The 14,755-nt window shown below is 62.8% G+C and carries 12 protein-coding genes; 11 read left to right on the top strand and 1 reads right to left on the bottom strand.

Going from position 1 to position 14,755, the window contains the following annotated elements; all coding sequences use genetic code 11:
* The first annotated feature begins 146 nt into the window (after positions 1-146).
* The 7 genes from CCICO_RS07025 (at position 147) to CCICO_RS06995 (ending at position 8,296) form a co-directional block, all read left to right on the top strand.
* Positions 147-494 (top strand): YlxR family protein, encoded by a 348-nt coding sequence (locus CCICO_RS07025; protein ID WP_083878346.1) that lies wholly within the window; start codon positions 147-149, stop codon positions 492-494.
* 139 nt (positions 495-633) lie between these two features.
* Positions 634-3,573: a translation initiation factor IF-2 gene (gene infB, locus CCICO_RS07020; protein WP_018020351.1), complete on the top strand. Its 2,940-nt coding sequence runs from the start codon at positions 634-636 to the stop codon at positions 3,571-3,573.
* A gap of 279 nt (positions 3,574-3,852) precedes the next feature.
* Positions 3,853-4,287 (top strand): 30S ribosome-binding factor RbfA, encoded by a 435-nt coding sequence (gene rbfA, locus CCICO_RS07015; protein WP_018020352.1) that lies wholly within the window; start codon positions 3,853-3,855, stop codon positions 4,285-4,287.
* A gap of 3 nt (positions 4,288-4,290) precedes the next feature.
* Positions 4,291-5,361 carry a DHH family phosphoesterase gene (locus tag CCICO_RS07010; protein WP_018020353.1) on the top strand — a complete coding sequence of 357 codons (1,071 nt, stop codon included), beginning with the start codon at positions 4,291-4,293 and terminating at the stop codon, positions 5,359-5,361.
* Between the two features lie 77 nt (positions 5,362-5,438).
* A complete protein-coding gene (locus CCICO_RS07005; protein ID WP_051067282.1) occupies positions 5,439-6,779 on the top strand; it encodes an MATE family efflux transporter in 1,341 nt (446 codons plus the stop codon).
* A 58-nt stretch (positions 6,780-6,837) separates the two neighbouring features.
* Positions 6,838-7,647, top strand: a complete 810-nt coding sequence (locus tag CCICO_RS07000) for a metallophosphoesterase family protein (RefSeq protein WP_026161566.1) — start codon at positions 6,838-6,840, stop codon at positions 7,645-7,647.
* A complete protein-coding gene (locus CCICO_RS06995; protein ID WP_018020356.1) occupies positions 7,637-8,296 on the top strand; it encodes a 4'-phosphopantetheinyl transferase family protein in 660 nt (219 codons plus the stop codon). The genes CCICO_RS07000 and CCICO_RS06995 overlap by 11 nt, the downstream gene beginning before the upstream one ends.
* Before the next feature lie 21 nt (positions 8,297-8,317).
* Here CCICO_RS06995 and truB read toward each other — a convergent pair whose 3' ends face one another.
* Entirely contained in the window at positions 8,318-9,259 is a 942-nt protein-coding gene (gene truB, locus CCICO_RS06990) for a tRNA pseudouridine(55) synthase TruB (protein WP_018020357.1), read from the bottom strand.
* A gap of 32 nt (positions 9,260-9,291) precedes the next feature.
* Here truB and CCICO_RS06985 point away from each other — a divergent pair, with 32 nt between their 5' ends.
* From CCICO_RS06985 to CCICO_RS06970, 4 genes are all read left to right on the top strand, one after another.
* Positions 9,292-10,266 carry a bifunctional riboflavin kinase/FAD synthetase gene (locus tag CCICO_RS06985; RefSeq protein ID WP_018020358.1) on the top strand — a complete coding sequence of 325 codons (975 nt, stop codon included), beginning with the start codon at positions 9,292-9,294 and terminating at the stop codon, positions 10,264-10,266.
* A gap of 117 nt (positions 10,267-10,383) precedes the next feature.
* The gene (gene rpsO, locus CCICO_RS06980) at positions 10,384-10,653 is read left to right on the top strand and encodes a 30S ribosomal protein S15 (RefSeq protein WP_018020359.1); all 270 of its coding nucleotides are present in this window, start codon (positions 10,384-10,386) and stop codon (positions 10,651-10,653) included.
* A 190-nt stretch (positions 10,654-10,843) separates the two neighbouring features.
* A complete protein-coding gene (locus CCICO_RS06975; RefSeq protein WP_018020360.1) occupies positions 10,844-13,081 on the top strand; it encodes a polyribonucleotide nucleotidyltransferase in 2,238 nt (745 codons plus the stop codon).
* A 661-nt stretch (positions 13,082-13,742) separates the two neighbouring features.
* Entirely contained in the window at positions 13,743-14,666 is a 924-nt protein-coding gene (locus CCICO_RS06970; protein ID WP_018020361.1) for an aldose epimerase family protein, read from the top strand.
* Positions 14,667-14,755 lie beyond the last annotated feature (89 nt).

Below are 14,755 nucleotides of genomic sequence, written 5' to 3'. Positions count from 1 at the left end.
GCGTACACTTGTTCTCGGCTCACACACGTGTGATGACAGCCGGTGGGTCTTCATGCCCTAAAACCCGGATGCACACACCGAAGGTGAGAAGCAGAGCTCACACCAGCCGTGCTCTCACACAGTGCGGTGGATAAAGAAAGGACCGGATGACGCAGTCGAAAGCAGCGCACACTCCCCACCGGATGTGTATCGCTAGCCGTCGCCTGTTTCCCGCGTCCGAGTTGCTGCGGGTGGTTGTTGATCCCAGCGATGCCACACGCATCGTCGCCGATCCTCGCGCTGTATTGCCGGGGAGAGGGGCGTGGATTCAACCCTCGTTGGCTAGCTATGAGCTCGCCTGCAAGCGGCGCAGTTTTGCGCGCGCCCTACGGGTATCCGCCACGGTGGATACACAGCCCGTTCGCACTTACATTGCATCGCTCGAGGAACCGACAGGCGCCTCGAAAAGCCAGTGTGTGCAGCGGGATAACACAGAAGGAAGATTCGAACACTGATGAGCACACGATGAAGCATCAGCGATGAACGTCCACACACAACCGTAGAGGCAGCAGGCCCCTCGAAAAGCGCCCTTCACCCAGCTGTGAAGAACGATTTCTTTGGCCGCTCGCCTCTACACAAACTACGAGGAGAGAAGTGCCAGGAAAGCTACGCGTACATGAGCTCGCGAAAGAGCTCGGTATCAAGAGCAAAGACCTACTCGCCACACTCAAAGAGCAGGGCGAATTTGTAAAAACTGCATCGTCGACGATCGAGCCGCCGGTGATTAAGAAGATGCGCGCGCACTACGCCGCGCAGAGTGCCGAGGCTGGCGCCGCCGAGAAGCCGGCGGGAGACAACGCGGGCAAGTCCGCCGAGAAGGCGCCTAAGCCTTCTGCTTCTGCAACGTCTGCCAAGCCCGGGGCAAAGCCCGCGGCTAAACCTGGCGCGAAGCCAGCCGCGAAGCCCGGTGCCGCCCAGAAATCGGCCGAAAAGGCGCCTAAGCCTTCTGCTTCTGCAACGTCTGCCAAGCCCGGGGCGAAGCCTGCGGCTAAGCCTGGCGCGAAGCCGGCCGCGAAGCCCGCCGCCGCTCAGGGTAGCGAGGAGGCCGCAGCGCAGGACGCGCCTGCTTCCTCGGGCGCTCCCAAGCCCAGCTTCCAGGCTGCGCAGGGTGGCCAGAAGAACAACCAGGGTGAGCAATCCGCAGCGCAGCAGGCGGATAAGCCCGCTGCTGAGGCTGCCATGCCCAAGCCCCGTCCGCGCCCCAAGCCCGGCCCGAAGCCGGGTGGGCGTGCCCCGCGCGTGGCCAATAACCCCTTCTCCACCGGCACCAACCCGGCACCGCGTCCGGGTGGGCACCGTGGTGGCCAGGGCCAGCAAGGCCAGGGTCAGGGCGGCGCCAAGCCGGGCGCGAAGCCTGGTGCTAAGCCGGGTCGTGGGAAGCCCCGCGGTCAGCAGCAGGGCGGCCAGGGTGGCCAGGAGCGTCAGGGCGGCGGTCGTCGCCCCACCCCGGCCATGATGCCGAATCACCCGAGCCCGGGCCAGATGCCGTCGCGCTCCGCTGCGGGTAACCGTGGTGGCGGTCGCGGCCGTGGTGGTCACGGCGGACCGGGTGGTCCCGGTGGCCCCGGCGGTCCCGGCGGCGGTTTCCGCGGACGCGGTGGACGTCGCGGTGGTACTGCTGGCGCCTTCGGTCGTCCCGGTGGCGCACCGCGCAAGGGCCGCAAGTCGAAGCGGCAGAAGCGTAACGAGTACGAGGCAATGAAGGCACCGAACGTCGTTGGTGGCGTGCGGTTGCCGGACGGCGGCGGCAAGACCTTGCGTCTGGCCCGCGGTGCCTCCCTGTCCGATTTCGCGGAGAAGATCGGTGCAGATGCATCTTCGCTGGTGCAGGCACTATTTAATCTCGGCGAGATTGTGACCGCTACGGCATCTGTCTCGGATGAAACCTTGCAGCTGCTGGGCGAGGAGATCAACTACAAGGTTGAGGTTGTCTCGCCTGAGGATGAAGACCGTGAGCTGCTCGAGTCCTTCGACCTGCAGTTCGGTGAGGACGAGGGCGATGACTCCTTGCTGGAGAAGCGCCCGCCGGTGGTGACCGTGATGGGCCACGTGGACCACGGTAAGACTCGACTGCTGGACACCATCCGTAAGTCCAACGAGGCTCGCCGTGAGGCCGGTGGCATCACCCAGGGCATCGGCGCCTACCAGGTCGATGTGGAAATTGAAGGCCAGGAGCGCACGGTGACCCTGCTGGATACCCCGGGGCACGAGGCGTTTACCGCTATGCGTGCCCGTGGTGCAAGCTCCACCGATATCGCGATTCTGGTGGTTGCCGCGGACGATGGCGTGATGCCGCAGACCGTGGAGGCCATCAACCACGCGAAGGCCGCTGATGTGCCGATCGTGGTGGCCGTGAACAAGATCGATAAGCCGGGTGCGAACCCGGACAAGATCCGCGGCCAGCTCACCGAGTACGGCTTGGTTCCGGAAGACTACGGCGGAGACACCATGTTCGTGGACATCTCCGCTAAGCAGGCCACCAACATTGATGGACTGCTTGAGGCTGTGCTGCTGACCGCAGACGCCTCCCTGGAGCTCACCGCGAACCCGAACATGGACGCCCAGGGTGTGGCTATCGAGGCACACCTGGACCGCGGCCGTGGTCCGGTGGCCACCGTCATCGTGCAGCGCGGTACCTTGCGCGTCGGCGATTCCATCGTGGCCGGCGACGCCTATGGTCGCGTACGCCGCATGGTGGACGAGTACGGCAATGACGTGGACGAGGCGGGCCCGTCTCGCCCCGTGCAGGTGCAGGGTCTGAACTCTGTGCCCGGTGCCGGTGACAACCTGCTGGTGGTCGACGATGACCGCATGGCACGCCAAATCGCCGATCGCCGTAACGCGCGCCGTCGTAACGCCATGCAGGCACGTGCGAAGAAGCGTATCTCCTTGGAGGATCTGGATTCGGTGTTGAAGGAAACCAACACCCTCAACCTGATCCTGAAGGGCGACAACGCCGGTTCCGTGGAGGCACTGGAAGATGCCCTGCTCAAGATCGAGGTGGACGAGGAAGTTCAGCTGGAGATCATCGACCGCGGTGTGGGTGCCGTCACCCAGACCAACGTGTCCCTGGCTGCCGCCTCGGATGCTGTGATCATCGCCTTCAACGTCCGTTCCGAGGGCAAGGCCACCGAGGAGGCCAACGCCGAGGGCGTGGACATCCGCTACTACACGGTCATCTACCGTGCTCTCGAAGAGGTGGAGGCTGCCCTGCGCGGCATGCTCAAGCCGATCTACGAGGAGCGCGAAGTTGGCCGCGCCGAGATCCGTCAGCTGTTCAAGGCATCCTCCGTGGGCCTCATCGCAGGCTGCATGGTGGAGTCCGGCAAGGTGCGTCGCAATGCGAAGGTGCGCCTGATCCGCGACGGCAACGTGGTCACGGACAAGGCGACCATCGAGTCGCTGCGCCGCGAGAAGGACGATGTCACCGAGGTTGCCGCCGGTTACGAGTGCGGTATGGTGCTGTCCTACCCGGACATCCAGGTCGATGACATCATCGAGGTCTACGAAGAGGTTGAGGTGCCCCGCACCTAAGACACCCCGCTCGGCTTGGCGCTGCTGAGCCGCGGGACCCACACAGCCCTGTCGCCTTATCACGTGAGGCGGCAGGGCTGTTGCCATGCTCGGCTCGATGCCCGCTGCTCTATCAGGCAGCCGGGTATGAGGCAGCCGGGTGGGCGGTGGCTGCGTAGGAGGTAACCGGGTGGGCGGTGGCTGCGTGGGCGACACGATAGAATGACGGGTGTTTTGCTGTCACCTCCCAGTACGGCGATGGCAGCACAGACACTCCATACAACGAAAGGGTTAACCACCATGGCTGATAAGCAACGCGCCGGCCGGATGGCGAAGCGAATTCTCACGATCGTCGCCGAAGCGATCGAGTACCGCATCAAGGATCCGCGCCTGCAGTACGTCACCATTACCGACTGCCGCATGACCGGCGATCTGCACGACGCCACGGTGTTTTACACGGTCCGCGGCGCCACTATTGATTCCGAGCCGGACCACGACGAAGCCGCTGCCGCCCTCGACAGCGCTCGGGGTCAGTTGCGCAAGTACGTCGGCGATGCCTTGAGCGTGCGTTTTACTCCGCGGCTCAACTTCGAACTGGACACCGTACCGGAAGCCAGCGCCCACCTCGAGGCGCTGTTGGCCAAGGCCCGCCAGCGCGATGAAGAGCTGCATAAGCTCTCTGAGGGCAAAACCTACGCCGGCGGCGAAAACCCCTACCGCGAGGCAGAGGACTAATCGGTGTCCTCCACGCATGCGCGCTTTTCGACGCCACCTCCCGCCACCGCCTCCGCTGCCAGCATGCTGACTCCGCAGCGGTTGGGTGTCTCCGATACTGACTTCGGTGTCAGCGAGCTAGACGCAGCTGTCGAAGTGCTGGAATCATCCCGCTCGGTGGCAGTGGTGGGGCACGTGCGCCCCGATGCCGATGCCATCGGCTCGGTGTCTGCGATGATGCAGCTCGCCGAGGTTCTTGGGGCGCAGGTGCGCGGCTATATAGACCACCCAGGTGGGGTCTCGCGCACACTCGCCACGATTCCGCGCTGCGCGGAGATCGCCTGGACGGGCAGCCTAGCGGCAGATACTGACTGTGTGGTCATGGTGGATTGTGGAGATCTCGGCCGCGCTGGTCGCTATGCCGAACAGAGTGCGGCGGGAGACTACGCGCGCATCATGATCGATCATCACGAGCACAACCCGGGGGTGGATGGGGTCAATCTCATCGCCCCGCGCGCCGATTCCACCACCGCCTTGGTGTGGCTGCTGGCCCGTCACGCCGGAGTGGAGATCACCCCCTTATTGGCTCATGCCCTGTATGCGGGGCTGGTCACCGACACCGGTGGATTTTCCTGGGGCGGTACCCAAGACGCCACTTCGCGGCTGCTGCTCGGGGCTGCCTTGGCAGAAAGCGGAATCGATACCGGTGCGATCGCGGCCGATCTGATGGATCGCTCCACCGTGGCCGAAACCCAAGTGCTGGGTCAGCTGCTCGGCGCAGTAGAGGCGATGGACACCCCGCTGGGTCGTGCCGCGATTCTGTGTGCACCCCATAGCTTGCTGGCAACAGTTGAGCCCCAGGTGCCGGAACGCGCGGTGCGGCTACTGCATGCTCTCGAGGATGCCGTGGTGTGCGTGGTCGCTAAAGAGCAGCAGCCGGGCACCTGGAATCTGTCTCTGCGCTCAGAGGAGATAGATGTGGCCGCCCTTGCTCGCCGTTGTGGCGGGGGAGGGCACATGCACGCCGCCGGATTGAGCATCACCGGCACCGAAGAAGACTGTTGGACCCTGATCAAGGAACATCTACTTACGTGAGTCGCGACTCCACCACCCCTACCGACCCCAGTGATAATGCCGATACCCGAGCCGAGGGCGATGGGTACCAGTCGGATATGCACCCCGCCCAGACTGAGCCGCTCGATGAGCACGAACGGCTCGCCGCCGAGGGCAGAGTGAGCATTCGTACCGTTTTGGCGCTGGCCTTGCCCGCCCTCGGCGTGTTGGCTGCGACCCCGCTCTACCTGCTCCTCGATACCGCTGTTGTGGGGCGGTTAGGAAAAACCGAGCTGGCGGCGCTGGGCGCGGCCACCACGTTGTTTTCCGTGGTCACCACCCAGCTGACCTTCCTTTCCTATGGCACCACTGCCCGCGCCTCGAGGCTTTTCGGCGCGGGCAAGAAAGATGAGGCGATCGCAGAGGGAGTGCAGGCCACCTGGGTGGCGTTGCTGGTGGGATCGGTGCTGGCGGCCACCATGTTCCTCGGCTCGCCGTGGTTTACGCTCTGGCTATCCGGTAATGAAGCGGTGGCCGCAGAGGCCACTCTTTGGCTGCGGATCGCCAGCTTCGGCATCCCGCTGCTGCTGATCACCATGGCCGGTAATGGATGGCTGCGTGGCATCCAAAACACCACCGCGCCCCTATGGTTTACCCTCACCGGCGTGATCCCCGCCGCCGTGTTAGTGCCGCTGCTGGTGCATGCCTATGGCTTTGTGGGCTCGGCTTGGGCTAATCTCACCGGCTTGGCCTTGACCTCCACCTGCTTCCTCGTGGCACTGGTCCGGGCCCACGGAGGCTCCTGGGCGGTACGCCCGCAGGTGATCCGCCGGCAGCTCGTGCTCGGTCGGGATTTGATTATCCGCTCGTTGTCGTTTCAGGTGGCGTTTCTCTCCGCAGCGGGAGTAGCCGCGCGCTTCGGCGAGGCCTCCCTTGCCGCGCACCAGGTGATGATGCAGCTGTGGAACTTCCTCACCCTGGTGCTCGACTCACTGGCAATTGCCGCCCAAACCCTCACCGGCGCTGCCCTCGGTATGGGCTCGGTACACAGGGCGAGGGGAGTGGGCCGGCTAGTGGTGATGTATTCCGCTGCCGTGGCCGCTGGCCTTGCCGCTGTGTTTGCTCTCGGTTTCCGCCTCATCCCGCGGGTGTTTACCCAGGATGACAGCGTGCTCGAGGCGATGGCGTGGCCGTGGTGGATCTTGATACTCATGATCATCGGCGGCGGAGTCGTCTTTGCCCTCGATGGCGTGCTGCTGGGTGCCGCCGATGCGGTATTCCTGCGCAATGCCACCATCGCCTCGGTGGTACTCGGCTTTTTGCCGGGGGTGTGGCTGTCGTTGTTCCTGAACGCTGGGCTCACCGGTGTGTGGTGTGGCCTGTTGGCCTTCATCCTTATTCGCATGGCCGCAGTGTTGTGGCGTTTCACGTCCATGAAGTGGGCGGATAACGCCGTATAGTGGGGCAATAAACACCCTTTAGCCACGAGCCTCCGGTGTGTAGAAAGGCGGTGGTGCGATCATGACCACCCTGTGGGCAGTGTCGGATCTGCACGCCGCAGTCAAAGCCAACGCGGAGATGATTGCGCGTATTCAACCCGCCAGCCCCAGTGATTGGTTGATTGTCGGCGGCGATGTCGCCGAACGCACTCCCGATATCTTAGCCACCTTGGAGCAGCTCAAGCAGCGCTTTGAGGAGGTGATTTGGGTGCCCGGCAATCATGAGCTCTTTTGTCGTTCCACCGATTCGGCGGTGGGTCGGGAAAAATATGCCGAGCTGGTCGCTGGGTGCAGGGCCCTGGATATCTACACCCCAGAAGATCCTTATCCAGTATTTGCCGGTCGTACCATCGCGCCGCTGTTTACGCTCTACGATTACACCTTCCGCCAGCCTGGGCTCAGCGCCGAGGAGGCGGTGCAGCGGGCGCGGGATAACCAGGTGATCCTCACCGACGAATTCGCCATCGCCCCCTTCGTGGATATCCGCGCCTGGTGCTGGGACCGGCTGGCCTATTCGGTCAAAAGACTCAGTCGCGTTACTGGGCCGACGATTTTGATCAACCATTGGCCGCTGGTGATCGAGCCGCTCACTCACGTGGCGTGGCCAGACATTTCGCTGTGGTGCGGCAGCATTCACACGCGCACCTGGCCGGTGCGCTACCGGGCGGAGAAGGTGATCTATGGCCATCTGCATCTGCCAGGGGAGATGGTGGTCGATGGCGTGCCCCATATCGAGACCTCGCTGGGGTATCCGCGCGAATGGAAAGACCGGCCCGCCACCGCGCCGTGGCCCTATCCGGTGCTGGAGGTGGCAGCGGATGCAGTTTAGCCCCGATCTCTTCCCCGCAACCGCTCAGTTCTGCTCGATGCACGTGGACCGCAGCAGCGCTGATCTGTCCCGCTACCGGGGGCTGCATCCGCTGGAACAGGCATTGGTGGCGCACGCGGTGCCGGTGCGACAGTCCGAGTTTGGCGATGCCCGCTGGTGTGCCCACGAGGCGCTAAAAAAACTTGGCCGCGACTCCGGCGAGCCGATTCTGCGTGGCGAGCGAGGGGTGCCCTTGTGGCCGGAGGCGGTGGCCGGTTCGATGACGCACACCGATGGGCTGCGGGCGGCGGTGGTGGCCCCGCGCCGCGAGGTGCAGTCCCTGGGGTTAGATGCCGAGCCGGCGGCCTCTTTGCCACGAGGGGTGCTGAGTTCTATTGCCCGACCCAGCGAATTGCCTCAGCTGGATGAGCTGGAATCCCAAGGTATTCCGTGCGCGGACCGGTTGCTCTTTTGCGCCAAGGAAGCCACCTACAAGGCGTGGTTTCCGCTCACTCATCGTTGGCTGGATTTCGACCAAGCCGAGATCGATGTGCGCAGCGATGGAACGTTCATTTCCTATCTCCTCGCCCGCCCCACCCCGGTGCCATTCATGATGGGGCGCTGGGAGATCCGCAGTGGTTTCATCATCGCCGCCATCGCGGTGGTCTAGCCGCTGCGTATCCGCGCCGTGCTAGAGCGTCGAGGGACGGGCCACAAATACGGTCGATAGCCGCTTGCCCTGTTCCTTTACGAGCGCGATCGCGCGCCCATCTGGGGCGATCCCGGCGTGCACGCCTCGAAGCCCGCGCGGGGAAAGCCATTTGCCCATGCTGAGGGCAGTGGCTTCGTCAGGGCTGAGAGAAAGCGTCGAAAAGCTCGCCGCCATTGCTTGATCCAAACTCAGGGACAAGTCGGCAGAGGCTTCAAGCTGCTCCAGCGTCGTGGCCTTGTCGAGAGTGAAAGGGCCCACGGCACTGCGACGTAGGGCGGTCAGGTGGCCACCCACCCCCAGAAAGGCCCCCAGATCGCGGGCGAGAGAGCGGATATAGGTGCCGGAGGAACAGTGCACAGTGCAATCGATATCCACCCAGGTGGCAGTGCGAGAGATCGCGTGCACCTCGAAGGAGAAGATAGTGACGGGACGTTCAGGAATCTCCACGTCCACTCCCTCGCGCACCAGCTCGTGGGCGCGGCGGCCCTGGATTTTGATCGCCGAGACCGAGGAGGGGCGTTGCATAATCTCCCCGCGAAGTCGCTCGATGCCGGCATGGATCTGTTCGTCGCTAATGGGCGATGCGTCGTGCTGCGTGAGGATCTCGCCTTCGGAGTCATCGGTGGTGGTAGCCGCACCAAGGCGAATAGTGGCGGAATAGGTTTTGGTGTCAGCCACCAGGTGGGCGAGAAATTTCGTGCCGCGCTCGATGCCGACCACCAGCACTCCGGTGGCCATCGGGTCGAGAGTGCCGGCGTGGCCGACCTTGCGGGTGCCGAAGATCCGCCGCAATCGCCCCACCACATCGTGGGAGGTCATGTTCTGCGGCTTGTCTACCACCACCAGTCCAGAGCGAGCGAGCGGGTCTCCGGCGGCAGCGAGTTGGGCAGGAGAAAGGATCTTCTCTTGGGGGAAAGACATGCGTATTAGCCTATGCCGTACCCTATACACTTGTGAATATTTGGCATGGTCTGGATAGCATCCCTGCACAGCTCGACGCCTCGGTGGTCACCATCGGGGTTTTTGATGGCATCCACAGCGGGCATCAAACCCTGCTGCGTCGCGCCGCGGCATTGGCTGCCGAGCGGGACGTGCCAGCTGTGCTCATGACCTTCGATCCGCACCCCTTGGCTGTGGTGCGACCCGATAAGATGCCGCCACTGCTTGGTTCGGTGGAGGATCGCGCCGAGATCGCGGCTTCGCTCGGTATCGATCACCTACTCGCCTTGCGTTTCGACGCATCCTTGGCGCAGCTGTCGCCCGAGGATTTCTTTAGCACCGTTGTGCTCGACACCCTCGGGGCGAAGGCCGTGGTGGTGGGGGAGAACTTCACCTTTGGGCACAAGGCGGCCGGCACTACCGAGACCTTGCGGGAACTGGGGCAGGCCCACGGGGTTGATGTCGTGGTATTGCCGCTTCTCAACGAAGCTGGCGCCCCGATTTCCTCTACCCGCATCCGCGGCATGCTCGAGCGCGGCGATATTGCCGAGGCCAATGCGGCACTCACGCGGAACTTCGCGGTGCGCGGCGAGGTGCAGCGCGGCGCGGGGCGGGGAGGCAGGGAACTGGGTTTTCCCACCGCGAACCTGTACTTCCCGCCCAGCCAGGCGCTGCCGGTCGACGGCGTGTACGCCGGCTATTTCACCGTGCTCGATAGCACCCCCACCCCCGGCGATATGGAGTGCGGGGTGCGCTACCCGGCCGCGATTTCGGTAGGCAATAACCCCACCTTTGATGATCCGCGCCGCAGCGTAGAAACCTTCGTGCTCGACAGGGAGGCCGATCTGTACGGCCACACCGTTCGCGTGGAGTTTGTGGACTATGTGCGCGGCATGGAGAAGTTCACGGGGGTGGAGGAACTGCTAGACGCCATCCGTGCCGACGTGGCCGCCACGCGCGCAATTGTTCCTGAGCCGATTGGCTGCTAGTATTCCTCGGGTTGGTTGTGACTGTGGTCTGCAACAGTCACGCCCACCAGATTCCCTGGAGGGGATGATGGTGACTATTTTTACTGTGGACTGAAATATTTTCTGGAGGATCCCCTCATGGCATTGGATGCCGCAACGAAGAAAGAAATCCTGAACGAGTACGGTCTGCACGAGACCGACACCGGCTCCCCGGAGGCTCAGGTTGCTCTGCTTACCCACCGCATTCGCAACCTCACCGAGCACCTGAAGAGCCACAAGCACGATCACCACTCCCGTCGTGGTCTGCTGCTGCTCGTTGGTCGTCGCAAGGGCCTGCTCCAGTACCTGCAGCGCTCCAACATCGATCGCTACCGTGACCTGATTGCTCGTCTGGGTCTGCGTCGATAAGCGACCGCACGCACGGCGTCTCACGCCGGCACCTTGTCACCACCTCTCGTCTTGCGAGTCGAGAAGGTGGTGTTTTTTATGCGCTCTGTGCTGGGGAACTGCTAGACTTAGTGACCGTTGTAGACACCCACTCAGGCGGCACCGATGACCGCCTCCATTTTTTAGTTTTATGAGGAGTTCGCAAGCACACATGCGCGACGTATTCGTTAACAAAGACACCGACTTCGGAATCATCGAAGCAGTTGCCACCATCGATAATGGCGACTTCGGTACCCGCGAGATCCGCCTCGAAACTGGTCAGCTGGCCCGCCAGGCTGACGGTTCCGTCACCGCGTATCTCGATGAAGAAACCATGATGCTGGCCACCTCCACTGCATCCAACCAGCCGCGTGAGGGCTTTGACTTCTTCCCGCTGACGGTGGATGTGGAGGAGCGCATGTATGCCGCCGGCCGCATCCCGGGTTCCTTCTTCCGTCGTGAGGGGCGCCCCTCCACGGAGGCCATCTTGGCCTGTCGCCTCATCGACCGCCCGCTGCGCCCGACCTTCGTCAAGGGCCTGCGCAATGAGGTGCAGATTGTGGTCACCGTGCTATCGGTGAACCCGCAGGATATGTATGACGTCGTGGCGATTAACGCCGCCTCCGCCGCCACCCAGCTCTCCGGTCTGCCTGTTTCAGGCGCCGTGGGTGGTGTGCGCATGGCCCTGGTGGTGGACGAGGACCATCCGAAGGGTCAGTGGGTGGCATTCCCCACCCACGAGCAGCACAGCTCCGCCGTGTTCGAGCTGGTGGTTGCTGGTCGCCGTGTCACCCGCAAGCAGGGACGCAAGAACATTAACGATGTGGCCGTGATGATGGTGGAAGCCGGCGCCACCGAGAACGTGGTCGAGCGCATCAATGATGGTGCCCCGGCCCCGACCGAGAAGATTGTTGCTGAGGGCCTAGAGGCCGCGAAGCCTTTCATCGATGTGTTGTGCCGCGCCCAAGAAGCGCTGGCCAAGGAGACCGCCAAGGATAGCCAAGAGTTCCCGCTCTTCCCGCCCTACTCGGAGGAGATCTTCGAGGCAGTGGAGAAGAAGGCCTCCAAGAAGCTCAACAAGCTGCTCACGATCTCTGGCAAGCAGGAGCGTGATGAGGCTACCAATGAGCACATGGAGGAGATCGAGGAGCAGCTCAGCGAGCGCTTCGAGGATCAGGAGAAGGAGATCCGCGCCGCCTACAACGCGGTAATGAAGCAGATCGTGCGCCAGCGCATCCTGGCCGAGCACTTCCGTATTGATGGCCGCGATGTCACCGATATCCGTGATCTCAGCGTGGAGGTCGATTTGATTCCGCGCGCTCACGGCTCCGCCCTCTTTGAGCGTGGCGAGACCCAGATTCTCGGCGTGACCACTTTGGACATGTTGAAGATGGAGCAGCAGATCGATTCGCTGACTCCCACCACCTCTAAGCGCTATATCCACCACTACAACTTCCCGCCTTATTCCACCGGCGAGACCGGTCGAGTGGGGTCGCCGAAACGCCGCGAAATTGGCCACGGCGCTCTGGCCGAGCGCGCTTTGGTGCCGGTGATTCCTTCCCGCGAGGATTTCCCCTACACCATCCGCCAGGTCTCCGAGGCGCTCGGCTCGAACGGCTCGACTTCCATGGGGTCGGTGTGCGCCTCCACGCTGTCGCTGCTTAACGCCGGCGTTCCGCTGAAGGCCCCGGTGGCGGGTATCGCCATGGGTTTGGTCTCCGGTGAGGTGAAGGGTTCGACCGAATATGTTGCCCTCACCGACATCCTTGGCGCCGAGGATGCCTTCGGCGACATGGACTTCAAGGTGGCCGGTACCGCCGATTTCATCACCGCCCTGCAGCTCGACACCAAGCTGGATGGTATTCCTTCCACGGTGCTTGCCGACGCTCTCTCCCAGGCCCGCGACGCACGTCTGACCATTCTCGACACGATGGCCGATGTGATCGACGAGCCCGATGAGATGAGCGACTATGCACCGCGCATCACCTCGGTCAAGGTTCCCCAGTCCAAGATCGGCGAAATCATCGGGCCCAAGGGCAAAACCATCAACTCGATCACCGAAGAAACCGGGGCAGACGTCTCCATCGAAGAAGATGGCACGGTGTTCATCTCGGCTACCTCCGGTGAGGCTGCAGAGCAAGCGATCGAAAAGATCAACGCCATTGCGAACCCACAGCTGCCCAAGGCGGGCGAGCGCTACCTCGGAACCGTGGTGAAGACCACCCCCTTCGGTGCGTTCGTATCCCTTTTGCCGGGTCGCGACGGCCTGGTGCACATCTCGAAGCTCGGTGGCAAGAAGCGCATCGAGAAGGTCGAGGACGAGGTAAACGTGGGCGATAAGCTCCAGGTGGAAATCGCCGATATCGACAACCGCGGCAAGATCTCCCTGATCCCCGTCGAGGAGAACTAATCCGCATTCCCTTGACTGTGCGCCTTACTTGACGAGGCTCACAGCTCATGATGCGCGCGCCCCGCATGGGCACCGACTGTGGTGTCTGTGCGGGGCGTTGTCGTGTTCAACAGCGACCCCTAGGGGGCTGGCGGATAGCTGGGGAGGCGACGGCTGGGAGGGGACAGCTGCGAGGCGATGGCGCCGCAGTGGGGGCTGCCGGCGTGGCGGAGCAGTTGCGGCAACCACCGGGCCACTCAAAGCCGGAGAACTAAGACCAGTGCCGCAGAGGGTATAACCATGTCCGAGTTGCTGCGCTCTATTAGCTTTATCCAAGCAACCCCACATGAGGGATGTGGAGAAAGTTGGAATGTGATCCTTGCCACTGAGGCTGTAGGTCGGTCGTCTGATGTGCGGCTTTATGTGCATAAATGTTCACCTTCCATCGCAGGTCAGACATCTCAAGAGTGATGTATGGCGGGGTGGGGGCGCTGGGATGGGGCTGGACAATGGTGTTCATTTTCGACAAAAGTGGGCGTAGCATGAGTGCAGAAGCACACATACCCACAGGGTGTTGAGTTTTACTTCAGTCCACGGGTATGTGTGGTACCTCATAGCCAGTGGGGCGGTGGGTCTGTCACGGCCTCTCGCGCCCCTAGACACGGAAAGGCATGCCGCACTCATGACCACCCGCGATATCACCTTGAGAGCTGGCGACTACAGCGCCGCTATCACCTCGCGCGGTGGGGGAGTGCGTACCTTGAGCTATCGAGGCGCCCCCTTGCTCATCGGTTATGAAGCGGACGCGGATGCGCCGATGAACGCCGGCACTATCTTGAGTCCGTGGCCCAACCGGGTCGACGGAGGGGTCTTCATCTTTCATGGTCGTAGCCACAGCTTGGACATCACCGAACCCCAGCGCACCAATGCAATTCACGGTTTCGTGCACTACCAACAGTGGCAGTGCGTGGACTGCTCTGATTCCTCTGTCACCTTGGAGCTGCACGATGGCCAGCACGAGGGCTGGCCGTGGGCGCTGCACCATAGTGTGACGTGGAGCCTTCACCCCGAGACTGGGCTGAGCTGCAGCTACCGAGTGCGTAACGCCAGCTCGGACACAGCCCCGGTGGCTGTGGGCTTTCACCCGTATATCACCGCCCACGGTGCCCCGCTCGATGAGTGCGAGCTGAGCATCCCCTCTGGGCAGTATCTTCCGCTAGAGACCACCCGCAATCTTCCCGCCGGTCCACTGACGGCCACCAGTCATCTCGGGTTGGATGCCGATATTGCTCAGGGGATCGCGATGGACAAGGTGTTCTTTGATCACTGCTTCCACGTGGATCAACCCCAGCAAGACGAGCGCTTCGAGGTCACTCTGCGGCACCGTGAGAGTGGCCATGCAGTGGTGCTGCGTTCGGATCTGCGTACCCCGTGGCTCCAAGTCTTCACCGCGGATCCCGCACGAGACTGTGGCTACCCCGGGGTAGGCAGGGCCTTGGCGGTGGAGCCGATGACAGCGCCCGTCAACGCCTTCCGTTCTCACGGTGCCGCCGAGCTCGCCCCGGGGGAGAGCCTGAGTTCGGATTTCTCCATCGCTGCAGGCTAGAAACTTGCCAACTGAATATAGCGTCCCTTACACAAGCAGGCTTTGCGGACGAGTGCTCGCTAAGCCATTAACCATTCCAAGGAGAAAGC

Origin of the sequence: Corynebacterium ciconiae DSM 44920 (assembly GCF_030440575.1) — a bacterium.
Classification (GTDB): Bacteria; Actinomycetota; Actinomycetes; order Mycobacteriales; family Mycobacteriaceae; genus Corynebacterium; species Corynebacterium ciconiae.
The sequence above is the reverse complement of the archived record's forward strand: the minus strand, read 5'-3'. Positions and strand labels throughout refer to the sequence as shown.